The organism is Nocardia jejuensis NBRC 103114 (assembly GCF_001613145.1).
In the GTDB taxonomy this organism is placed as follows: Bacteria; Actinomycetota; Actinomycetes; order Mycobacteriales; family Mycobacteriaceae; genus Nocardia; species Nocardia jejuensis.
In genome coordinates this window covers 133,334-156,042 of sequence record NZ_BDBU01000022.1, presented here as the reverse complement: position 1 = coordinate 156,042, position 22,709 = coordinate 133,334, and the positions used below count along the sequence as shown (strand labels likewise).

The window sequence follows — 22,709 nt, the reverse complement described above, 5'->3', positions numbered from 1 at the left end:
ACGGGGCCGAGGGCGCACGGCGCGGCGGCGGGCTGTCGGGCCGTTCCGTCGGGTCACCGTCGGGCCGTCCTGCCGGTTGGCCGTCGTAGCGCCCCGCCGGTTGATCGTCGGGACGGCCGGATGAGCGCGGTGGACCGCCGTACTCGCTCACCGTGCCTCCTGTGTATTTCGTTGCGACTCATGTTCATCCGCGCGCCGACGCGGGCTGAACCTGCCCGGCTCCGCTGCCTCGGTGTCCTCCCCTGCCGGTTCGGACTCCTGCCCGTGTCCCGGGTCGTAGTCCTCGTCGGCCGGATCTGGTTGCCCTCGGAAGCGATGCCACAGCCGGCGACCGGCCAGCAGGATCAGCAGCGCGAAGCCGCACGCCGTCATTATCGCCAACGCTTGGCCGTAGGCGTTGGACCGCACCGATACCGATACCGGATTGCCGAGGGATACCCCGTCCGGCGTGGTAAGGGCGATGGGAATCACCAGGTTTCGGCTGTCCGAGACCTCGGTCGGGATCTGGAAGGAGCGGTTGCCCTTGGCGGGAAGCTGCTGTTCGCCGATATCGGTGATGTTCGTCTCTGCCGGTGCGTCGATCCGGAACTTGAACCGGATGGCCACGGGCAGGTCGTTGCGGGCGACCAGCAGCAGGGGACTCTGTTCCGAGGCCAGGGTGTAGACGCCGCCGGGCGGCAGCACGGTCACCGATTCGAACAGATCGTCCATGGTGCGGGTGGTCTGATCGAGACGGCGCTGCGCCGAGGTGTCGGCTGCCGCGGTCCCGGCGCGCCGATCCGAGAGGGTCAGGGTCCGGACCAGATCGTCGCGCAGCGGATTGAGGAAGGCCCGGGGGCTCAGCTCCTGCTGCGGCGTGTCCACCAGCGCGGCCATCAGTTCGGTGATGCGCTGGGCTTGCTGGCGGACCGGTTCGGCGAAGTGCGCGGGCACCGATTCGGCCGCGGCATTGGCGGAATAGTCGAGGTCGAAGGACTGCGCGTCCACCGGCTGCGCCAGCAGTTCGGTGAGCGAGCGCGGGGTGGCGAGGTTGTTGCGGAACAACAGGTCGAGCTGTCCGAGCAGCGCGGTCGCCTCGTCCCGGTTCGCGCCCCACTGCTGCGGCGGCACCAGCAGCGCCGAACGGGGTTGTCCCGGCTGCGGATTGAGCGCGCTCCAGGAGATGGCCCCGAGCGAGTCCTGCAACCGGGCTGCCCGCGAGTCGTTGGTGAGGTCGTAGCGGACCTTGTCCGGGGTGAACGGCGGCGTGGGCGGATGGGATCCGACGGCCGCGAGCGCGGTGCCCGACCAGATGTCGAAAGTGGCGGCCCGCAGTTCGGGACCGTTCGCGGTCGGCGTGCCCTCGGCCGCGGGCGCGGGCAGTGTGACGCCCGAGAGTCGCACCAGGTCCGGGTTCGAGGCTTCGCTCGCCCCGGTGACGGCGTTCGCGGCCAGCACGGTGGTGGAGAAGCCGTGGTGGGCGAACAGCGAGGCGGCCTCGGTGTCGATGCTGCCCGCGTCCGGCAGGGCCACGCCGCGTACGGATTTCACCGACAGCAGCGAGTCGATCAGGTCCGCGGGGGCGTTGAGCGCGCGGTCCGCCAGGGTCACGTCGCCGACCGCGGCCAGCGCGCTCGGGTCGACCTGTGCGAACGGCAGGGCCACCACGCACATACCGGGGGCCAGTGCCTTCAATCGGTCCAGCCAGGTCTTGGCGGCGTGCGAACCGGTGCCCGCTCCGATGGCGCCGTCCGGGTCCGAGGGACTGGCCAGCACCTCGTACCCGTCCTCCATCGCCGAGACGGTGAGCAGCAGATCCGGGTCGATGGCCAGGCACAGTGCGCCGCTGAGGTTCTTCCCGCGTCCGGCGTCGGGTGCGAGCGCGGTCTCCAGGGCCGAGAGCAGCTGATCGAGTCGCCCGCCCGAGGTCAGGGAGGCGGCCAGGTCGTCGTCGGTGAGCAGCACCCGGCCGTCGGGCGCGCCGGGTCGCCCGGCGACCACACGCGGGCGGTCGGCCAGCGGCCACAGCATGGTGGTGGCGACCGGCGGTGCCTCGGGCGCGGCCGGAACCGCCGGTGCGGCGGGCGCTTTGGCGTCTTTCGAGGGCGGCACCCCGAGCACCGGCAGCAGGAATCGGGCATCGTCGAGCCTGGCCTGGCCGCCGTACGCGGGTTCGCCGTTGACGTTCAGCAGCAGCGGATAGATCCCCGGCTGCGTGATGTCGACGGCCGAGATCCCGCTCGGCAGTTCGGCGCCCGCGCGCAGCGCGACCGTGAGGCTGAACTGTTTGCGCTGACCGGGCGTCAATTTCTCGGCGACGTCCTGGAATTCACCGGCGACGTCGAAGTTGTTCTGGTCCAGGCGCAGTGCGGTGCGCAGCCCGCTGGGTTCGGTGATGGGGGCGGCGCGCTGGATGCGCACGCTGATGTCGTCGACCGGCCGGTCACCGATATTGGTGACGGTTCCGGACACCACGAAGTAGGGGTCGCTGCCGGCGGTGATGGCGGTCGGGGTGACCGAATCCAGCGACATCTTCAGGAATTTGGGCCCGGTGGGCTGGCCGGAACCATTCCCGGTGGGTTCGGCGGTGGCGTACGGGCAGGCCGCGACGAAGGACAGCAGCACTGCGACGAGCGACAGAATCCAGCGGTGTGGCCCCGCGGTGCGGGCACGCGTCATTTTCTGCCGTTCTCCATCCGGTCGATCAGCCGGTTCGCGACTTCGGCGAGTCTGCGTTCGTCGGCGTAGGCGAGGCGGGATTCGAGTTCGCTCAACGGAACCCAGGCCACCTTGGTGACCTCGATATCCGCGTCGGACAGTTCTCCGTCGAGAAATCTCATCAGATAGTGGTGCACGGTCTTGTGTACCCGGCGGCCCTCGGTCACGAACCAATAGTCGATGCTGCCGAGTTCGGCCACGACACTGCCGTTGATGCCGGTCTCCTCGGCGACCTCTCGAATAGCGGTCTGCTCGGAGGTTTCGCCCTCTTCGATGTGGCCCTTGGGCAGCGACCACAGCAACCGGCCGCGCCGGTCGGTCCGGCCGATCAGGGCGGCGCAGCGCTTGTCGCGTGGACCGTCGAGACCGTCCACCACGAGACCGCCCGCGGAAGTCTCCCGCACCGTGCGCATACGAGGTTTCGCCGCATTGCCCGCCGAACCACTCCGGCGCCGGGGCTGGCGGCGTCGACTGTTCGCGCGATCGGCCGGGGACACTGCGTCAGTCTAGCGGTGTGAGCCGGTGCTTCCGCCTCACCGCGGGTGCCGCTGCGCCGAAGCTCGGCCTCGCTCGGCGTCGCGCACCGGTCGTGACGTGGCCCGTTGTCCGGCGGCCCGGCGCGCACACGGCTCTCGGGCGGGCACCGCGGGTTCGTGTTGCCGTCCCGGCGGACAGTGCGGGGGTGGGCGGCAACCCGGCACTGTCCGCCGGTTCGTGCTCTCCACTAAGCTCCGTCTTCGTGGTTTCGCCGAAGTCCGAGGAAGCAAGCGTGGATCGCCGTACCCGATTGCTGGCCGCGGCGGCGATCACAGTGGGCCGGCTGTCCGAGGATGTCCTGACCCCGCTCGGCGAGCTTTTCGCCGCGCACGGTCACACCCTTTACCTGGTGGGCGGCAGCGTCCGGGACGCCGTGCTCGGCAGGCTCGGCACCGATCTGGACTTCACCACGGACGCCCGCCCCGAGGTGGTGCAGGAACTGATGCGCGGCTGGGCCGATCATCTGTGGGATACCGGCGGTCTGGCGTTCGGCACGGTCAGCGGCTCCAAGGCCGGGCAGCAGCTGGAGATCACCACCTTCCGCAGCGACAACTACGACCGGGTCTCGCGCAATCCGGAAGTCACCTTCGGCGACAGCCTCGAGGGTGATCTGGTGCGACGCGATTTCACGGTGAACGCCATGGCGGTGCGGATCGGCGGGCTCGGCGAACTGGAGTTCGTGGATCCGCTCGGCGGTATCGAGGACCTGCTCGCGGGAGTGCTGGATACGCCCGCGCTACCGCAGGATTCGTTCCAGGACGATCCGCTGCGGATGCTGCGCGGTGCGCGTTTCGTCTCGCAGCTCGGGTTCGAACTCGCCCCTCGGGTGCGGGAGGCGATCGTGGCGATGGCGCCGCAGATCGAGCGCATCACCGCCGAGCGGGTGCACACCGAGCTGGACAAGCTGATCGGCGGCGATCATCCCACCGACGGCATCGACGTCATGGTCGATACCGGCCTGGCCGAGTTCGTGTTGCCCGAGGTCCCGGCCATGAAGCTGGAGATCGACGAGCACCACCAGCACAAGGACGTCTACGAGCATTCGCTGACCGTGCTGCGCCAGGCCATCGACCAGGAGCAGGGCGATCCGGATCTGGTGCTGCGCTGGGCGGCGCTGCTGCACGACATCGGCAAACCGCCCACCAAGCGCAACGAGCCCGGCGGCGGCGTCAGCTTCCACCATCATGAGGTGGTGGGCGCGAAGATGGTGCGAAAGCGCATGCGCGCCTTGAAGTATCCGAAGCAGTTCACCGAGGATGTCGCTCGCCTGGTCTACCTGCACCTGCGGTTCCACGGGTACGGCAAGGGGCAGTGGACCGATTCCGCGGTCCGCCGCTACGTCACCGACGCCGACGAGCTGCTCCCCCGCCTGCACAAGCTGGTCCGCGCCGATTGCACCACCCGCAACAAACGCCGCGCCGCCACCCTGCGCGCCACCTACGACGATCTCGAAGTGCGGATCGACCGCATCCGGGAGCAGGAGGACCTCGCCCGGGTCCGTCCCGACCTGGACGGCAACGCGATCATGGAGTTGCTCGGCATCCAGGCGGGCCCGGATGTCGGCAAGGCCTGGCGCTACCTCAAGGAACTGCGACTGGATCGCGGCCCGATGTCCCGCGACGAAGCCGAAGCCGCCCTGTTGGAATGGTGGCCGACCGTCCAGTAGGGGTCGGGTTCCTAGAACACGATGAGGGTCGTTCCCGCGACGATCGCCGACCGGATCTGCGCCAGGTCGAACGACCCGCTCATTCCGGGCAGGTCGGCGGCGAAGTGAATGTCCTGCCCGACGCGTTCGGCGCGCAGGATGCGGGCCTGATTCGGCAACTCCGCCAACACGATCGGATCGAGCCTGGTCAGGCTGCGCGGTGCGCGCACCTTCCGCCAGTGCGCGCGATGCACGGTGATGGTGAGGACGTTGTCGGTGATCGACGCGTCGACCAGCGCGCGAATCCCGCGTCGCCGATGCTTGGCCAGGACGAGCCCGTCCGGTCCCGGCTCCACCATCCAGTCCGACTGCCAGCTGTTGATCCAATCCAGCAGTGCCGCAACGGAGATGATCCCCGTCGCGTCCAGTTGCGAGGATCTGATCCGAGTCGGCACGCCGGGGATGAGCCGCACCCCGTGCGCGATGACGGTGATCTCCTGAACCAGATGCTCGTTCCAATACATCCCGGTGAGAACGGTTTTGGTCTGGAAGTTCGCCCCGCGGCGGCGCACCTTGAGGGTGTGCAGCGTGGCGCGCACGTCGTGTCCGAGCAGGGTCGCACTGACCTCCTGCCCGCCGAACCGGCTCAGAATGCCTTCGGAGAGCAGGGTCATGAGCACGTCGGGCATGAGCGCGGTGACGGTGCCGACCCCGAAATCGGTCACCGGATCGATCCAGGCCGTGGTGAAGGTGGTCCACTGCTCGACCCATGACTGGTCGAACAGGCGTTTTCCCAGGTCCATGCCCAGGTCCACCGCCCGCAAGGGTGACCAGGCCTTCGGATCGAAATAGGTGGCCATGATTGCCTCTGAGCGTACTGGCCACGTGTGTCAGCGCCAGGGGTCTGCGAGTGACGCGGGCCACTCTCCTACTGACCGGTAGGTTCAGCTGTGGTCGGCTACCCCACGGCCATGACCGAGTGCCGGGCGCCGTCGCGACAAAGGGTGCGAAGCCGCCGTGATTGTTGTCCCCGGGCGTACTCGGGACCACAATCGGAACCTGCGCCCCGAAGAGACGAAGTGGGAGGCACGGATGACCCTGGACCTGAACAGCGACCTCGGCGAGGGCTTCGGCGCGTACCGCATGGGTGACGACGCCGCCATGCTGGACCTGGTCACGAGCGCCAACATCGCCTGCGGTTTCCACGCGGGTGACCCGGGGATCATGCGCCGCACCTGTGCACTCGCGGTGGAACGCGGGGTGCGCATCGGTGCGCACGTCGGCCATCGGGATCTGGCGGGCTTCGGCCGCCGCGCCATCGCGGTGACTCCCGGTGAGGTGCGCGACGAGACGCTGTACCAGCTCGGCAGTCTGGACGCCTTCGCACGCGCCGCGGGTGACCGTGTTCGCTACGTCAAACCCCATGGCGCGCTGTATCACCAGGCCGCCGCCGACGCCGAGCTGGCCGCCGCCCTGGTCGCGGCCCTGCGCGAATTCGATTCCGCGCTGGCGCTGCTCGGCCCCGCCGGCACCGAGATGGAGCGTGCCGCCTCGGCCGCCCGCACGCCCTTCCTCGGCGAGGGTTTCGCCGATCGCGCGTACACCCCGGAGGGCGCCCTGGCTCCGCGCGGTGTGCCCGGCGCGGTGCTGCACGCGGACGACGCCGTGGCCCAGGCACTTTCGATCGCCCGGGACGGCAAAGCCGGTACCGTCGACGGGGGCACGGTTGCGGTCACGGCGGCCAGCCTCTGCGTCCACGGTGATTCGCCCGCGGCCGTGGAGATGGCGCGCCGAATCCGTGCCGCACTGACCGAATCCGGTGTGCCCGTCCGGGCTTTCACGTGAGCCCCCGAGTGAGAATCACGCGATGAATGCTTCCGAGCCGATTCCGGCATCCGGTACGAGCCCGCCACCGGCGCCCGATCCCTCAGCCGAGAACGCATCTCCGGCAGGCGAGATCCGTCCGGCAGGCGACCGTGCCTTGCTCGTCATCCCGCGCTCGCACGCGATGATCTCCGAGTTCGTCCAGATGTTGCGCCCACGTCCCGCCGGGGTACTCGACGTCCTGCCCGCCGCCGAAACCGTCCTGGTCACACTGTCTTCCGGCACGGTCGCCGACACCGTGCGCAAACGCCTGCACGCCCTGCTCGACCACCTCGCCACAGCGGCCGACGCCGCGACCGTCCCCCCGCCGCTCCCGGTCCGCTCCCCGTTGCGTGCGGAAGTCTCGCCGGAAGTCGTGCGAAGCAACGGTTTTCCACAGGCTCGCGATTCCTCGCCGGCCGCGCGCCGTCCGGACCGACTCGAATACGGTGCCACACAGCCCGGTTCACCGCCGCGTCCGGGGACGAGCCCGATCATCCCGGACGAGCCGGTGCTGATCCCGGTTCGCTACGACGGCGAGGATCTGGCCGAGGTCGCGGAGCTGCTGGGGATCCCGCCCGCCGAGGTGATCGCCCAGCACACCGGCACCGTATGGCGGTGCGCCTTCGTCGGTTTCGCGCCGGGCTTCGGCTACCTCGAATCCGCCGACGGCCGCCTCACGGTGCCCCGCCGAACCCGGTCCCGCACCTCGATTCCCGCGGGCGCGGTAGCTCTCGCCGGTGGCTACTCCGCCATCTATCCCCGTCGCAGCCCCGGCGGCTGGCAGCTCATCGGCACGACCGACCTGACCCTCTGGGATGTCGATCGCGACCCTCCCGCACTGGTCCGAGCCGCCACTCGCGTGCGTTTCGTGAACGCCGCGGAGTATCGATGAGCCCGCGCGTTCGCTCGGTGAACGCCGGGGAGCATCGGTGAACTCGCGCGGTGATCCCGGCCCGTCGCTCGCCGCGGGTTCGTCGACCCGCCGCGAGGGATATCCGATTCCTCCTGCCGCGCAAGGTGTTCCCCTGATCCCGCCAGGGGTGGCCGAATCTCGCCTACCATCGCTGAAAGCTTGCGCGGAATCGCCGAGGGTGCACGGTTGTCCGCGGAATGGAGCGGAGGTCTTCGCATGATTCGAGTCGAGCGGGTGGGGCCGCTGGCGACAATTCAGGATCTCGGGCGACCGGGCTGGTTCGATTCGGGGGTCGGGCGGGCCGGGGCCGCCGACCGAGCCTCGCTGCGGCTCGCGAATCGACTGGTCGGCAATTCGGAGGGCCTGGCCGCGATAGAGGTCCTGCTCGGCGGCCTGCAATTGCTGGCGGAGCGGCATCTGACGGTCGCGGTGACCGGCGCGGCCGCACCGGCCACCATCGACGGCAGGCCGGTGGGTGCGGCCAGCGTGCTGGAAATCGATGAGGGACAGCGACTTCGGCTCGGCTTCGCCACCACCGGACTGCGCTGCTACGTGGCGGTCCGGGGCGGTATCGACGTGGCCCCGGTACTCGGCTCGCGAAGCCGGGACACGTTGTCCGGCATCGGGCCGGAACCACTGCGCTCGGGCGACGTACTGCCGGTGGGCAAGCCGCCGCGCGAGCATCCCATCGTCGATGTGGCGCCGGTGGCCGCGCCGGCCGCGGGACTGCTCACGGTCCGCGCGGTGCGCGGCCCTCGCGCCGACTGGTTCGCCGATGCCGGTGCGCTCTTCGACGGTGACTGGGCGGTCTCCTCCGATACCGATCGCGTCGGCGCGCGCCTGGATCGCCGCACCGGCCCCGCGCTCGATCGCGCCACTTCGGGCGAACTACCCACGGAGGGCATGGCTTTGGGTTCCATCCAGGTCCCGCCGAGCGGTCAGCCCGTGGTCTTCCTGGCAGATCATCCGATCACCGGGGGCTATCCGGTCGTGGCCGTGGTGGTCGATGCCGACGTCGACCTGGTCGCGCAGGCGCGCCCGGGGCAGCCGATGCGCTTCCGCCCCTGCTGATCCCGGCTCGGCTGATGCCGCCCGTGGTGACCCCGTCGCCTGCCCGCGCCCTCAGCGCGGTTCGAGAGCCGCGTGCATCAGATACACGTTGTAGCTGTCCCACGCCGACATCGTGAAGTACAGGTCCTTGTCGGTCGACCAGGGATGGATGAACCCGCCGTACGCCTTCGGATAGTCGTCGGTGTCCACCAGCGGCACCGGATCGCTCCACGCCCCCTGCGGTTCCGCGGCAGTCCGCAGCACGATCTGATGCCGAGCCGAGTCGAGGTACACCATCTGCCACTGTCCACCCGCGCTGTCGTAGCGGATCGAGAGTTCACTGGCCGTCCCGGAAAGCAAAGGTGTGGCGAGCAATTCGTTCGCCCCGTCGGCGGCGATCCAGGTCCCGTTCTGCCAGTACTGGTAGGCGGATTTGTTGAGCACCTGCTCCGAGGGCACCCGCGCCAATCCGATGACTCCCATGCGCCCGTTGGGAGTTCCGAACATGTACACGTAGTCCCCGTGCGGCACCATCGTCGCGACCTGGAAACGCCCGGCCCCGAACAGGTTGTCCCAGCGCGCCCATTGCGATTTGGTCCAGGTGCTGCCGTTGTCGTCGGACCAGGCGATGCCGCCCAGATTGGTCCACCACATACCCGGGATGCGGCTCCACCGGTTCACCGACATGTAGGTGAGGTACTGCCGATCGCCGATGGCGAAGCCGGAGGTGGGGATGGTGGTGGTCTCGAAGTTCTTGACCTTGCGGCTGTCCAGGATCTCCGCGGCGTGGCAGCGGCTGTCCTGCACGAAGCCGTTCAGGGTGAGGCCGTCGTTCAGGTCGCGGTCGGTGCTGTAGGCGAGGGCGTTGCTGCGCCAGTCCAGATCGCCGGTGCCCGCGTTGTTGGGTTGCCAGCCCTTGCCGAAGCTGTCGCCGAAGACGACCGCCACCTCGCCGGGCTTGTTCTCCCACATCAGCCCGAGGTCGGTGCCGTCCACCGACCAGCGCATATCGGTGCGGTTGGTGGATCCGCGCCCGGTGATCTGATCGACCAGCCGCACCGATTCGACCGCGGGCGGTGAGACGGGTGCGGCGACCGGCGCGGCTTCGGGCGGCTGCACGGCCAGGGGCGGCGCGGGTTGCGGCTCGGGTGGTTCGCCGCCGGGGATCGGGATCGGAATGGGTTCGGTCTCGGTCTGCAATTCGATCTGCGGAAGCGTCCACGGCTGCGCGGAGGGGCCGCCGGGGGTACTCGTCGGGGGTGCGCTCGTGGTGGTGGGCGCGGTGGTGTCCTCGCTCGCCGCGTCGGCCGGATCTCGCTGCGGCGCGACGGTTTCCGGCTTCGGCTTGGGATTGTCGCGAATGTCCGGACACGGATTGGTGCACGGATCCTCGGGCAGTACCACGGGCGCGACGCGGGTGTTGTCCGGCTTCGGTCCCGGCACCTCGATCGGTACGAATTCCGGTACGGGTACCGGGATTCGGATGGTCGGGTCGGGTGGCGGCGGCGGCGGATTCTCGGTCTGCGGCTTGCGGGCCAGCGGATCGAATCCCGTTTCTCCGCAGCTGTTCACGGGTGGCGGCGCCCACGGGGCCAGGGGTGAGGCCTGCGCCGGGGCCGCGGGCAGCAGCAGAGTCCCGGCCGTGAGAACGCTCGAGAGCAGCAGGGCGGCAGGGATTTCGGTGCGGTGGGTCGAGGCAGGCGAACGGAATCCCATGCGGTGTGCGTCTCCTCATCCGGCTGTGACCATGAACCGGCCACCCGTGGTGACCTGGCCGCGTAGTGCGGCGGCCGCGTCCTGCGAGAAAAGATCTCTCCCACCGTAACCGGCGGAATCGAGGCGCCGGGCCGCTGGGTCCGCTTACCGGCGGCTTGTGACCGACCCGATATCAAGTCCCCGCGTTCGGGCCGGTCGCCACCGGCGTCCGGCCACGTCGCGAGTTGAGTCCGATGGCGAGAATGCCCAGGCAGTACACCCCGGCCGCGGCGATCACCACGGCCGGGGAGCGCCCGTCGGCGGGTATCCACAGCGCCGTCCCGGCCAGGGCCAGCACGTAGGTGATGTTGAAAACCGTGTCCTGAAGTGCGAAGACCTGTCCGCGGTGCGCGTCGTCGATGTCCATCTGCATGGCCGCGTCGCCCGTGAGCTTGATGGTCTGCCCCGCCAGCCCGAGCAGGAACGCCGCGGCCAGCAGCATCAGCTCGGCCTGTCGTTCCGCGGTCCCGGTGGCGATCGTGATCGGGGTGACCAGGGTCAGCTGCACCGCGATCGCGGTGAGCAGGCCCGCGATCACCGTGCGCGGCCGTCCGAGTCGGGGGATCAGAAACGGTGCGACGACCGCCGCGACCAGCATGCCGATTCCGGTCGCCGTGATCGCCGCGCCGAACTTCGCGATGTGATGCCCGGTTCCCGCGCCACGCCGCAGTACCAGCACCATCAGCAGCGTGTCGGCCCCGAACACGATGCGGTGCGCGCCGATTCCGATCAGGGCCGTGGTGACTTCCCTCGACCGCCACACCGCTCCCGCGCCGGACCGCAGGCCCGACGCGATCGCACGCACGGTACTTCGGGTGTCGATGGGGTCCGGGGCGGTACCCGAACCGGTCGGCACGGCGTCGTTCGCGGGCGCCGAGGTCGCGGTCGTGGCGGGTGATTCGGGTCCGAGGGCGCGCGGCAGGAATCCCACGGCCGCGATCGCGCCCAGGATCGACCCGGAGGCACTGGCCGCCACGCCCATGGCCGAGGCGAAATCACCGGCCCCGATCACCCCGATGAGCCCGAACCCGATGCCCGCGCCCAGGATCGCGCAGCCCGAGGCCACCGTCGCCAGCACCGAGTTCATCGGCACCAGCCAGCGCCGCGACAGCACCCGGGGCAGCGACGCCGACACGCCGGCTCCGATGAACCGCGAGGTCCCGACCACCGACAGCGCGAGCAACAGCAGCGGGGTGTCGCGTATCCCCGCGAGCAGCCCGGCCGCGGTGACCCCGATCAGGATCGCGCGCAGCACATTCGCCACCAGCAGCACCTTGCGCCGGTCCCATCGGTCCAGCAGCGCCCCGGCGAAGGGCCCGATGATCGAGTACGGCAGCAGCAGCGCCGCGAATCCACCGGCGATGGCCAGCGGATCGGTCTCGCGTTCGGGGTTGAACAGGATGGCGCCGGACAGCGCGGCCTGGAACATGCCGTCGCCGAACTGCCCGGCCAGGCGGACCGCGGTCAGCCGCAGCGCGCCGGGATTCTCGCGCACCGCCGTGCGCGCGCTCTGCCATCCGGTGCGGACTCGGTTCCATCCGGTGCGCGCGCTGTGCCATCCGGTGCGGGCTCGCTCCCGCGACCGGTCGATCACCGGGCGGGGTGTGTGGTCACCAACGCGAAGACGGCGGCACGCATATCGTCCGCCATGGGCAGGCTGTCCAGTCCGTCGGCGTCGATCCACTGGAATTGATCGTGTTCTCCCGGCGCGAGCAAGACCTCGCCCGGTTCGGTATCGACGACGAAGCTGTATTTGCGCACCCGGGATTTGGTGCGGGTCGCGTAATCGAATCCGCCGAGAACGTCCGTGATGCGTTGAACGCGCAGCCCGGTTTCCTCGAAGAGTTCGCGTTCGACGCATTCGGCGAAGGATTCCCCGGATTCCACGCCACCGCCCGGCAGTTCGTACATACCCCCGTGGTAATCATCGGCGACACGCCTGACGAGCAGGAGTTTGCCGTTTCGGAACACGGCCACGCCCACGACGAAGTGAGCGATTCCCTCGCTGTCGGCCTGCTGCCGGAGTTCGCGTTCGATGCCCGCCAGTACTTCGGGTCGCATTCCCCCTGCTCTCCCTCCGGATTTCACTTGCGGCACATCATGATACGGTCGCCGCCCTCGTCCCGCTGACGGGGCGTACGCGATGCCCGGGGTTCGCCGGATATTCGCCCGTATCGATTGCCGGGCACGATAGTGCCTGTTCGGCGGGTGTGCGGGCTGATGCGAGCGGCACGTTAGAATTAACCGGGAATTCAGGTCGGTGCATCGGATGTGCCCCTACCCTGGATTCTGATCGGTGCTCGCCGGTGAGAGGAGTAGGGCGGTGTCCACGCTCACGACACCACACATCGATATCCATCGTGCCGGTGACCGGTTGAAAACCCGTGTGGCATGGCTGGATTCGAAACATTCGTTCTCCTTCGGAGAACATTACGATCCCGACAACACACATCACGGCCTACTGCTGGTGAACAACGAGGACATCGTTCTTCCCGGTGAGGGCTTCGAAACGCATCCCCATCGCGATATGGAGATCGTCACCTGGGTGTTGCGCGGCAGCCTGGTCCACCAGGACTCGCTGGGACACAGCGGGGTGATCTATCCCGGTCTGGCGCAGCGGATGAGCGCGGGCAGCGGCATCCTGCATTCGGAGAAGAACGACTCCTGGCGGATCAGCGCCGCGCCCGAACACGAGGAGCCGGTGCATTTCGTCCAGATGTGGGTGGTGCCCGACGAACCGGGACTCTCTCCCGGCTACCAGCAGCTGGAGATCGACGACGAGCTCGCGGGCGGCGGTCTGGTGACGGTGGCCTCCGGGCTCCCGCGCTATCGCGATCGCACGGCCATCGCCATCAACAGCAGTCATTCCGCCATGCACGTGGCGAGGCTGCGGGGTGTGGACGAGCCGCCGGAGGTGTACCTGCCCGAGGCTCCCTACCTGCATCTTTTCGTCGCGCGGGGTGAGATCGAGATGGAGGGGCTCGGCACGCTGTACGAGGGTGACGCGGTGCGGATGACCCGCAGCGGCGGGCAGCGGATCACCGCCGACCTGCCGTCGGAAATCCTGGTGTGGGAGATGCACGCGCGCCTCGGCGGGCAATAGCATCGATAGCTGTTCGCACGGTGATCTGAAATGATCAACGCAGCAATTGGGACGAATCGGGCGCGTTAACGGCTCGTCCGCACGTTGGCGATACCGGGAGCAGCACCGTCGGAAGGACACCCCCATGTCTCAGTACCCGCCCCCCGGACAGTACGACCCGCCCCCCGGTGGTCAGTACGGCCAGCAGTACCCCCCGCCGCCGCCCGGGAACTACCAGCCGCCGCCGGGTGGTCAGCAGTACTGGCAGGAGTCGCCCAAGGGCAAGGGCCTGGCCATCACCGCCCTGGTCCTGGGCATCATCGCGGTTCTGAGCTGCTGGACCGTCGTCGGCGGCATCCTGTTCGGCCTGCTCGCCGCGATCTTCGGCCTGATCGCCATGGTGAAGGCGCGCGGCGGCAGCGGCGGCGGGCTCGGCCTGGCGGTGACCGGCCTGGTTCTGGGCCTGCTCGGCCTGATCGCCTCGATCGTGTTCGTGATCGTCGGTTACAGCTGGTTCGTCGACAACGGCGGCAAGAACTACCTCGATTGCATCACCGACGCCAACGGCGATCAGTCCAAGGTCGACCAGTGCGAGCGCGACTTCAAGTCCACGATCGAGGACAAATACAGCATCACGCTGACTCCCGCTCCGACCAACTGAGGATTCTCACCCGGGCGGCGCGGGGGCGAATCCCCCGCGGCACTCCCGGGTAGCCAGGACGACTTCCGCGAGCTCCGGCCGGAAGTCGTTCTCCGGCGGGCAGATCCAGGTCCGGTAGCGGGTGTGCTCGTCGGCCGGCGAGGGCAGCACGATCTGGCTACCGGGCAGCGCCACGGCCGCGCAGTCGCGGAAAAGGTCCGAGAACAACGCCTCGTCGAGATACGAGTTGTCGGTCGGACCGGTCAGAAACGTCCATCGCCCGGAGCGGGGATGCGCGATCACGGGTCCGCAGCGGGTACCGTCACGGAGCCGGTCTCGCACCCGGGTGCCGAGGTCGACGGGCATGGTGACGGCCCCGACGGCGCCGATCTCGAGCATGATTCGCCCCAGGGCCGAGTCGACGACCCCGTACAGGCCGTGCTCCTTCCGGTAGCGGCGGCAGCGAGCCAGCGCTTCCTGGGTGGCGGTGTACGAAGACGGGTCGAGCGGGGTCATGGCGAACCTCCTGCTACCGACCCTATTCCGCGGCAATCGCTATGACAATAGTCACACACCGGCGAGTCGCGGCGTAGCATCGTCGGGCATGGCACCCGTCTCGCCCACCGTTGCGCGGTGGGAGCTGGTCATCCGCCTCCGGGAGCTGCGTGAGCTGCGCGGCTTCGATTCCGCGACCTTCGCCAAGCGGGTCGGCTTCACCCCGGCCAACTGGTCCCATGTGGAGAAGGCTCGCAGGGTGCTGACCGTCAACACCATCGGACCGGTGCTGGAACTGCTCGAAGTGGACGGCGAAGAACGCGCGGAACTGCTCGAACTCCTGGATGCCAGCAAGGAGCGCGGGTGGTGGGCGAAGTCCTCGGCCCTGATCGGCGCGGAGCTGCAGCGCTACTACGGCATGGAATTCGGCGCCGAGGCCATCCGCAGTTACGACAGTCTGGTGGTGCCGGGCCTACTGCAGACCGAGGAGTACGCCAGGGCCCTGATCAGCGCTGACGTCATGATCAGACCGGTTCAGGTGGAGCAGTTGGTCGCCGTGCGCATGCGGCGGCAGCAGCGGTTGCTCGGTGCGGATCGACCGGAGGTCACGGCCGTGCTCGGCGAGGCCACCCTCTGGCAGCAGATCGGGGGCCCGAAAGTGTTGCGCGGGCAGCTGGAACATTTGGCGACCCTGCTGGAGGAAGAGGATTCCATCGCGGTCCGGGTGATTCCGTTCGCGGCCACTCGGGGCGCCGTACTGGGCGGGTCGAGTTTTCATCTCCTGGATTTCGCATCGGAGAACCTGCCCACCTTCGGCTGGGTGGAAAGTGCCGTTTTCGGTGGTTCCGTGGATGATCCGGATCAGGTGCGCGATCTGAGTTTTGCATTTGTGCGTGCACTCGAGCAATCGCTCGACCGTGCGGAATCCTTGGATTTGATCAAGAGCTGTTCGCAAGGGTAGGAGACACATGTGCGACGGTAAAATGCTGCCCATGCTCACCACCGCGAAATATCATCCGGATTCCACGGGATGGTTCACGTCGACCCGCACGAATAATGGAAACCAATGTGTCGAGGTTCGATTCGACGGTGCCGCGGTGCTCATCCGCGACAGCAAGTACCGGCGAAATCCGCAACATCGCCCGCAGGACGAGCCCGTCATCATCGTCACGGCACCGGAGTGGATGTCGTTCCTGGATATGCTGCTGGACAGCGGCGATGCCACCGCCGCGGTGGCCCCGGAGCCGGATTCGACGGTGCTGCGGGCGTTCACCGATCCGGACGGGTGGACAACGCTGCGGTACGGGGAGACCGGTCTTGTCTACACCCCCGGCGAATGGCAGGCGTTCCTCGCCGGTGCCGCCGATCGCGAATTCGATCGAGTCCCGGTCGTGTCCTGAATCGCATCCCGTCCACCTCGCGAAACTCACCGCCCCTCGAATCGCCCCGCCTGGACCGGATACCGAACCCGCTGCCGAGCCTGAATCCGGCTGCGACCGGTCCGAATCACACTGTCGCCGAGCCTGAATCGCACTACCTAGGCCGAATCGCACTGTCGTCCGGCACGACTCGCCAACCTGTGCCGTGCGGCCGGTGCGATTGCGGGAGGGGCTCCCATTTTTCTTGTGAACCGGATATTTTCACTGTGCTCGGATCGGTTGACTGCGAAATATCGGGGGCCTGAACCATGCTCGAATCCTTCCTACCCGGCGTCGGACACGGGCGGCGCGTGCTGACCCACTGCTGTGCCGGAATGCTCGCCGCGGGTTCGATCGCGCTGCTGCCGGTCGCACCGGCAGCGACCGCCGCACCCACCGTCGTCGCCGAGGGCTCATGTCCCGCCGTCCGCGTCGGCACCGAGGTGCCTTTCGCCGTGCCGCTGCTGGATTGGTCGGAGAACGTCGGCTTCGACGGTGCGGGAAATCTGTGGGTGGCCCGGTCCTATCGCAACGAGGTGCAGCGCTACGACAGCGCCGGCCGCCTGACCGCGTCGGTCGCGGTGGCTTTTCCGGGCGCGGTACGGCTGGGCCCGGACGGACTCATGTACGTCAATTCCGGCGATACGCCGACGAGCGTGCTGACCGGTTCCAGCATCGTGCGCTTCGATCCGGCCGCCGCCGATCCGCGTGCGGAGACCTTCGCGCCGGGGCGGGGCATGGTGAACGGCAGCGCCTTCGACGCGGACGGGTTCCTCTACGTCACCGACAGCCTCTCGGGCGTGATCCGGATCCGCCCGGACGGTTCGACGGACGACGCCTGGTCCGAGCGGTCGCGGATCTTCCAGGCCAACGGCATCGTCGTGGTCGGCCGGGACCTGTATGTCGGCGTCATGACCAGCCCCGGCGGTCAGATCCTGCGGGTGCCGATCGACGATCCGTCCGCGCGCACGGTGGCCGCGCAGCTCAATCCCGATGTGGTTCCGGCCTTCCCCGACGATCTGGCGGTGGGGCCCGACGGCCGGTTCTACGTGGCGACCGCGCTCGGGCGTTTGGCTCGGGTGGATCCGAATACCGGTGTGAGCTGCACGGTGTACTCGGGTCAGCCGATGACCTCGGTGGCAGTCGCCCCCGATGGGGACCTGCTGGTCGGGACCGAGAGCGGCGACCTGCTGCGCGTTCACCTGTCGTGAAACTCGGGGGTGCGAGGTTGCCGGAGGCGAGCTCGCACCCGCGGCAATGGGCATACTGGGAATCGTGACTTCGCAGCTGACGCCTCCCTCCGGTATCGACCTGTCCTTCCGTGACGCGGACGTTCGGGTGCAGGACGACCTGTTCGCGCACGTCAACGGCAAGTGGCTGGACAGCTACGAGATACCGTCGGACCGCGCGGTCGACGGCGCCTTCCGCACCCTGTACGACCAGGCCGAGCGGGACGTACAGCAGATCATCCAGGACGCCGCCGCCGCGAACGCCGCGCGCGGCACCGAGGAGCGCAAGATCGGCGACCTCTACAACAGCTTCATGAACGAGGCGCACGTCGAGCACGCGGGCCTGTCCCCCATCGTGGGCGAGCTGGCCGCCATCCGTGAGGTCACCGATCGCGGCGCGCTCGCGGCGGTGATCGGCGGCCTGCAGCGCACCGGTGTCGGTGGCGCGCTGGCCTTCTACGTCGACACCGACGACAAGGACTCCACCCGCTACCTGGTGCACGTCACCCAGTCCGGCATCGGCCTGCCCGACGAGTCCTACTACCACAAGGACGAGTACGCGGAGATCCGCGCGAAGTACATCGCCCACATCGGCCGCATGTTCGCGCACGCCGACCTGGACTACGACGCGCAGCGCGTCTTCGATCTCGAGGCCAAGCTGGCCGCCGGCCACTGGGACGTGGTGCGCCGCCGCGACGCCGAATTGAGCTACAACCTCACCACTCTCGACGCGCTCACGGCGGAGAATCCTGAATTCGACTGGGCCGCCTGGACTTCCGCGCTGGCCGAGACCACCGAGCGCCGCGCACCGGAGCTGTTCGCCGAACTGGTGGTGCGCCAGCCGGATTACGTGCGCACCTTCGCCCAGGTCTGGGCATCGGAGTCGCTCGAGGACTGGAAGGCGTGGACGGCGTGGCGCGTGGTGCGCTCGCGCTCCGCGTATCTGACCGAGAACCTGGTGCAGGAGAGCTTCGACTTCTACGGCCGCACGCTGACCGGCGCGCAGGAGAATCGCGATCGCTGGAAGCGCGGCGTGTCCCTGGTGCAGGATCTGCTGGGCGAGGCGGTCGGCAAACTGTATGTGGCGCGGCACTTCCCGCCCGAGGCCAAGGCCCGCATGGTGGATCTGGTCGCCAACCTGCAGGAGGCGTACCGCCGCAATATCTCCGACCTGGAGTGGATGAGCCCCGACACCCGCCAGGCCGCCCTGGCCAAGCTGGAGAAGTTCACTCCCAAGATCGGCTACCCCGACGAGTGGCGCGACTACGCCGACGTGGAGGTCGACTCGGTCGATCTGGTCGGCAACTACCGCAACGGCTATGCCGCGGAGCACGATCGGGACCTGAACAAGCTCGGCGGCGCGGTCGATCGCGGCGAGTGGTTCATGACCCCGCAGACGGTCAACGCCTACTACAACCCCGGCATGAACGAGATCGTCTTCCCCGCGGCGATTCTGCAGCCCCCGTTCTTCGACATGAACGCCGACGACGCCGCCAACTACGGCGGTATCGGCGCGGTCATCGGCCACGAGATCGGCCACGGCTTCGACGATCAGGGCTCCAAGTACGACGGCGACGGCAATATGGTCGACTGGTGGACCGAGTCGGACCGCACCGAGTTCGGCAAGCGCACCGAAGCCCTGATCGCCCAGTACAACCAGTTCTCCCCCAAAGACCTCTCCGACGACCACACCGTCAACGGCGAGTTCACCATCGGCGAGAACATCGGCGACCTCGGCGGCCTCACCATCGCGCTCGAGGCCTACCGGATCTCCCTCGAGAATTCCGACGCCCCCGTCCTGGACGACCTCACGGGCCTGCAGCGCGTCTTCTTCGGCTGGGCCCAGGTCTGGCGCACCAAGGCTCGTCAGGAGGAGGCCATCCGCCGCCTCGCCGTGGACCCCCACTCCCCGCCCGAATTCCGCTGCAACGGAGTGATCCGCAACCTCGACACCTTCCACGAAGCCTTCGACGTGAAACCCGGCGACGCCCTCTACCTGGACCCCGCCGACCGCGTGAAGATCTGGTAGCCCGCAGCAGAACCGCGCCCCGACATCTATCGAGGCGCGGTCACTCCGCGTAGGGGCGGCGAGTCCTACACCTGGTCTCTTACGATCCACACACCTCGGGTATAGTGATACCTATACTTCTCGGCGTGGCCGACCGTGAGTGGGAAATCTACGTGGTGGACGAGGTTCGTCAATGGATCATGCAGCTCGACGAGGCGAACTATCGGCGAGTGTCGCAGGCGATCGATCTGCTAGCCGAACTGGGACCCGGACTGGGGCGCCCATTGGTCGACACGATCACAGGGTCCGCGATCTCCAACCTCAAAGAGCTGAGGCCGGGAACGGTTCGTATCCTCTTCGTATTCGACCCCTGGCGTTCGAGCATCCTGCTGGCCGCAGGCGACAAGTCGAATCAGTGGCGCACGTGGTATCGGGCCGCGATTCCGCTGGCTGAGCAGCGGTACGAGATCTACTTGAAGGAACGGCGAGAGGAACAGGAGCGGCGATGAGCGGGTATTCGCGGTGGGAGGACATCCGAACCGAGTTCGTCGAGCGTGCCGGTGGCGAAGAGGCACTGGCGATCGGCAAGAAGGAAATTCTGGCGGAGATCATCGGCCATCGGCTGGCCGAGATCCGCAAGAGTCGGGGATTGACGCAGTCGCAACTCGCCGAACGCATGGGCGTCACCAAGGGCCGGGTGTCGCAGATCGAACGTGGCCAGATTTCGGGCCACGAGGTGCTCGCCCGGTATGCGATCGCGCTCGGCGGCCGTCTGCATCAGGCGATCTACTTCGATGACGGTGATATCGCGGCGATCGCCTGATGTGCCTCAGTTGAGGCGGAGTTCGGTGTCGGCGTCGAAGAAGAAGACTTCATCGGGTTTGGGCCGCAGGTGCAGGCGGTCCCCGAGCGCGACCTGGAAGCGGCGGTCAACGCGGGCGACGATTCGGCCGGAGCGGCTTGACCATTCGCCGGTGACGCCGTGCGAGTAGAGGAAGGATTCGCTGCCGAGTTCCTCGAGCAGTTCCACCTCGACCGCCAGTGAGTCGGTGGGGTCGGTGGTGACCTCCCAGGATTCGGGGCGGATGCCGATGACGACCCGGTCGCCGGAGACGCTGTGCGGCAGCGGGATTCGCAGGTCGTTCAGGGTGGCGGCGTTGTCACTGACCGGAGCGGTCAGCAGGTTCATGCCGGGGGAACCGATGAAGCCCGCGACGAAGGTGTTGACCGGGTTGTCGTAGAGCTCGCGCGGGGCAGCGACCTGTTGCAGCCGGCCGTTCTCGAGAACCGCGACCCGGTGCCCCATCGTCATGGCCTCGACCTGGTCGTGGGTGACGTAGACCGTGGTGGTGCCCAATCGCTTCTGCAGCGCGGCGATCTGGGACCGGGTGCTCACGCGGAGCTTGGCGTCCAGGTTGGACAGCGGTTCGTCCATGCAGAACACCTGGGGGCGGCGCACGATGGCGCGGCCCATGGCGACGCGCTGCCGCTGGCCGCCGGAGAGTTTGGCGGGCTTGCGGTCGAGCAGGTCCTCCAGCTCGAGCATGGCCGCCGCCTCTTTGACCCGAATCAGCGTGTCCGCCTTGCTCATTCCGGCATTGCGCAGCGCGAACCCCATGTTCTCCGCGACGGTCATGTTCGGATAGAGCGCGTAGCTCTGGAACACCATGGCCACGTCGCGCGAGCGCGGCGGCAGCCCGGTGACATCGAGCCCGCCGATGCGCACGCGCCCGGCGGTGACCGCCTCGAGCCCCGCCAGCATGCGCAGACTGGTGGACTTGCCACATCCGGAAGGCCCGACCAGCACCAGGAATTCACCGTCGGCGATATCCAGGCTCAGGTCGTCGACCGCCGGTGCGGGCGCACCCGGGTAGGTGAGGGAAATTCCCTCGAACTGCACAGTCGCCATGCTCTTTCCGCCTCCTCGTGACTTCGGCGCGCGGCTCGCCGCCGTCGGCCGCCGCGCACGAAATCAGTAGTCACGGTGGTAGATGACGCCCGGGGCCGATTCGCCCCGGGCGCGGTGGTGTCCCTACTTGGGCAGCTTGGGGGTGATCTGCCGGTCGATGATGGTCTGCAGCTGGTTGGTGATATCGGCGTAAGCCGCTGCCACATCCCGGTTCTGAAGGCCGATCTGCTCCAGGCCGGTGCCGATGATCTGGTCGCCGCCCGGCAGGAATACGCGTGCGTAGTCCTGCGGCTTGGTGATCGCGAGCTGATCGATCGCGGTCTTGGCGTTCGGGTTCTTGGCCAGGAAGTCGATCTCGGTCGGATCCTGCAGCGCCGACTTGCGCACCGGCATGTAACCGGTGCCCTGCGAGAAGTACGCGGTATTGGCCGCATTGGTGATGAACTCGATGAACTGGAGCGCGTTCTCCTTGCGCTTGTCCGAGATCCGCGATGGAATGGCAAGGCCCGCACCGCCGGTGGTCGCGCCCGCCCCGTTCGGGTGCGGCAGGAACGCGGTGCCGAATTCCAGCTTGCCCGCGGCGTTCTGCTTGATGCCCTTGAGATCACCGGTGGAGGCGATGGTGGAGGCGATGATGCCGGTGCCGAAGTCGGTCGCGATCTGCGGCCGGATGCTCGCGTACTTCTTGTTGTTGATGCTGTCGCGCAGGTAGTTGCCGGCGGCGAGGGTGTTGGGGTCGTTGAACTTCAGCGTCCACTGGTCGGAGTAGTGGCCGCCGAAGGTCCAGCTCGGACCCTGGAAGGTCCAGGCCAGGTAGTTCTTGGCGTCACCCCAGCCGTGCGCCCACTTGTCGCCGCCGACGACGCTCTGCAGCTTGGGACCCCACTCGTCGAATTCCTGCCAGGTGTTCGGGCCGCGGTCCGGCAGTCCGGCCTTGGACCAGACGTCCTTGTTGTAGTAGAAGACCTGGGTGGAGCGGGCGTACGGCAGCGCGTAGTGCTTGCCGTTGAACAGGTAGTCCGCCGCGAGGGAGTCCACGTAGTCGTCGAGTTTCACTCCGGCGGAACCGAAGTGGGAGTCCAGCGGTTCGATGGTGCCGTTGAGCGCGTAGTTGAACCACCACACGTCCGAGAGCACGACGACGTCCGGCAGGTCACCGCCGGACAGCGCCGCGTTGAACTTCTGCGACACCTCTTCGTAGTTCTTGCCCGCGTCGATGAGGTTGACCTTCAGGTCCGGGTGCTTGGCCTGGAACCGGTTGATCAGCTCGTTCTCCAGGTCCTTGGAGGTGCCCGGGTGGTTGGACCAGAAGGTGATGGTCTTGTCGTCCCCACCCTGCTTGTTGCCGCCGCCGGATCCGGCGCAGGCGGTCAGCGCCGCGCCGGCCGCGGCCGCGCCGGCCAGCCCGAGGAACCCGCGCCGCGAAAGAGCAGGAAAACGTTGTTCGGACACAGGAATCTCCTTC

At 68.0% G+C, this 22,709-nt stretch carries 21 protein-coding genes; 12 read left to right on the top strand and 9 right to left on the bottom strand.

Going from position 1 to position 22,709, the window contains the following annotated elements; genetic code table 11:
- Positions 1-147: 147 nt before the first annotated feature.
- Both NJ1_RS18130 and NJ1_RS18125 read right to left on the bottom strand, forming a co-directional pair.
- On the bottom strand, positions 148-2,658 hold the full coding sequence (locus NJ1_RS18130; RefSeq protein ID WP_067695464.1) for a DUF6049 family protein: 2,511 nt from the start codon (positions 2,656-2,658) through the stop codon (positions 148-150).
- Positions 2,655-3,194 carry an NUDIX hydrolase gene (locus NJ1_RS18125; RefSeq protein ID WP_067695462.1) on the bottom strand — a complete coding sequence of 180 codons (540 nt, stop codon included), beginning with the start codon at positions 3,192-3,194 and terminating at the stop codon, positions 2,655-2,657. The genes NJ1_RS18130 and NJ1_RS18125 overlap by 4 nt, the downstream gene beginning before the upstream one ends.
- A 242-nt stretch (positions 3,195-3,436) precedes the next feature.
- Between NJ1_RS18125 and NJ1_RS18120 the strand changes: the two genes are divergently transcribed.
- On the top strand, positions 3,437-4,900 hold the full coding sequence (locus NJ1_RS18120) for a CCA tRNA nucleotidyltransferase (protein ID WP_067695459.1): 1,464 nt from the start codon (positions 3,437-3,439) through the stop codon (positions 4,898-4,900).
- A gap of 11 nt (positions 4,901-4,911) precedes the next feature.
- Here NJ1_RS18120 and NJ1_RS18115 read toward each other — a convergent pair whose 3' ends face one another.
- On the bottom strand, positions 4,912-5,739 hold the full coding sequence (locus NJ1_RS18115; RefSeq protein ID WP_067695456.1) for a hypothetical protein: 828 nt from the start codon (positions 5,737-5,739) through the stop codon (positions 4,912-4,914).
- A gap of 232 nt (positions 5,740-5,971) precedes the next feature.
- Here NJ1_RS18115 and NJ1_RS18110 point away from each other — a divergent pair, with 232 nt between their 5' ends.
- The 3 genes from NJ1_RS18110 (at position 5,972) to NJ1_RS18100 (ending at position 8,729) form a co-directional block, all read left to right on the top strand.
- The gene (locus tag NJ1_RS18110) at positions 5,972-6,724 is read left to right on the top strand and encodes a LamB/YcsF family protein (RefSeq protein WP_157574065.1); all 753 of its coding nucleotides are present in this window, start codon (positions 5,972-5,974) and stop codon (positions 6,722-6,724) included.
- 163 nt (positions 6,725-6,887) lie between these two features.
- Positions 6,888-7,637: a 5-oxoprolinase subunit B family protein gene (locus tag NJ1_RS38225; protein WP_245717444.1), complete on the top strand. Its 750-nt coding sequence runs from the start codon at positions 6,888-6,890 to the stop codon at positions 7,635-7,637.
- Positions 7,638-7,874: 237 nt separating this feature from the next.
- Complete coding sequence (locus NJ1_RS18100; protein ID WP_067695556.1) at positions 7,875-8,729, top strand: 5-oxoprolinase subunit C family protein; 855 nt, start codon at positions 7,875-7,877, stop codon at positions 8,727-8,729.
- Between the two features lie 51 nt (positions 8,730-8,780).
- On the opposite strand, the gene NJ1_RS18095 is transcribed toward NJ1_RS18100, so the two are convergent.
- The 3 genes from NJ1_RS18095 to NJ1_RS18085 form a co-directional block, all read right to left on the bottom strand.
- On the bottom strand, positions 8,781-10,424 hold the full coding sequence (locus tag NJ1_RS18095) for a glycoside hydrolase family 183 protein (protein ID WP_084478457.1): 1,644 nt from the start codon (positions 10,422-10,424) through the stop codon (positions 8,781-8,783).
- Positions 10,425-10,596: 172 nt separating this feature from the next.
- Positions 10,597-11,958, bottom strand: coding sequence for an MFS transporter (locus NJ1_RS18090; RefSeq protein WP_245717443.1), 1,362 nt, complete (start codon positions 11,956-11,958; stop codon positions 10,597-10,599).
- 95 nt (positions 11,959-12,053) lie between these two features.
- Positions 12,054-12,524 carry an NUDIX hydrolase gene (locus tag NJ1_RS18085; protein ID WP_067695453.1) on the bottom strand — a complete coding sequence of 157 codons (471 nt, stop codon included), beginning with the start codon at positions 12,522-12,524 and terminating at the stop codon, positions 12,054-12,056.
- Between the two features lie 262 nt (positions 12,525-12,786).
- Here NJ1_RS18085 and NJ1_RS18080 point away from each other — a divergent pair, with 262 nt between their 5' ends.
- Both NJ1_RS18080 and NJ1_RS18075 read left to right on the top strand, forming a co-directional pair.
- Complete coding sequence (locus NJ1_RS18080; RefSeq protein ID WP_067695449.1) at positions 12,787-13,566, top strand: pirin family protein; 780 nt, start codon at positions 12,787-12,789, stop codon at positions 13,564-13,566.
- A gap of 124 nt (positions 13,567-13,690) precedes the next feature.
- A complete protein-coding gene (locus NJ1_RS18075) occupies positions 13,691-14,206 on the top strand; it encodes a DUF4190 domain-containing protein (RefSeq protein ID WP_067695446.1) in 516 nt (171 codons plus the stop codon).
- Between the two features lie 6 nt (positions 14,207-14,212).
- Here the strand turns inward: NJ1_RS18075 and NJ1_RS18070 are convergent, their stop codons facing one another.
- Positions 14,213-14,701 carry a hypothetical protein gene (locus tag NJ1_RS18070; RefSeq protein WP_067695443.1) on the bottom strand — a complete coding sequence of 163 codons (489 nt, stop codon included), beginning with the start codon at positions 14,699-14,701 and terminating at the stop codon, positions 14,213-14,215.
- An 88-nt stretch (positions 14,702-14,789) separates the two neighbouring features.
- Here NJ1_RS18070 and NJ1_RS18065 point away from each other — a divergent pair, with 88 nt between their 5' ends.
- From NJ1_RS18065 to NJ1_RS18040, 6 genes are all read left to right on the top strand, one after another.
- Positions 14,790-15,641, top strand: a complete 852-nt coding sequence (locus NJ1_RS18065; protein WP_067695440.1) for a Scr1 family TA system antitoxin-like transcriptional regulator — start codon at positions 14,790-14,792, stop codon at positions 15,639-15,641.
- A 7-nt stretch (positions 15,642-15,648) separates the two neighbouring features.
- Complete coding sequence (locus NJ1_RS18060; RefSeq protein WP_339380972.1) at positions 15,649-16,080, top strand: DUF397 domain-containing protein; 432 nt, start codon at positions 15,649-15,651, stop codon at positions 16,078-16,080.
- A gap of 287 nt (positions 16,081-16,367) precedes the next feature.
- Positions 16,368-17,309, top strand: a complete 942-nt coding sequence (locus tag NJ1_RS18055) for an SMP-30/gluconolactonase/LRE family protein (protein WP_084478456.1) — start codon at positions 16,368-16,370, stop codon at positions 17,307-17,309.
- A 46-nt stretch (positions 17,310-17,355) separates the two neighbouring features.
- Entirely contained in the window at positions 17,356-19,356 is a 2,001-nt protein-coding gene (locus NJ1_RS18050; RefSeq protein WP_067695437.1) for a M13 family metallopeptidase, read from the top strand.
- Positions 19,357-19,481: 125 nt separating this feature from the next.
- On the top strand, positions 19,482-19,844 hold the full coding sequence (locus NJ1_RS18045) for a type II toxin-antitoxin system RelE/ParE family toxin (RefSeq protein ID WP_067695434.1): 363 nt from the start codon (positions 19,482-19,484) through the stop codon (positions 19,842-19,844).
- Positions 19,841-20,158 (top strand): helix-turn-helix domain-containing protein, encoded by a 318-nt coding sequence (locus NJ1_RS18040; protein WP_067695431.1) that lies wholly within the window; start codon positions 19,841-19,843, stop codon positions 20,156-20,158. The genes NJ1_RS18045 and NJ1_RS18040 overlap by 4 nt, the downstream gene beginning before the upstream one ends.
- Positions 20,159-20,164: 6 nt before the next feature.
- Here the strand turns inward: NJ1_RS18040 and NJ1_RS18035 are convergent, their stop codons facing one another.
- A complete protein-coding gene (locus tag NJ1_RS18035; protein ID WP_067695428.1) occupies positions 20,165-21,244 on the bottom strand; it encodes an ABC transporter ATP-binding protein in 1,080 nt (359 codons plus the stop codon).
- A gap of 123 nt (positions 21,245-21,367) precedes the next feature.
- Positions 21,368-22,696, bottom strand: a complete 1,329-nt coding sequence (locus tag NJ1_RS18030) for an ABC transporter substrate-binding protein (RefSeq protein ID WP_067695425.1) — start codon at positions 22,694-22,696, stop codon at positions 21,368-21,370.
- Between the last annotated feature and the right edge of the window lie 13 nt (positions 22,697-22,709).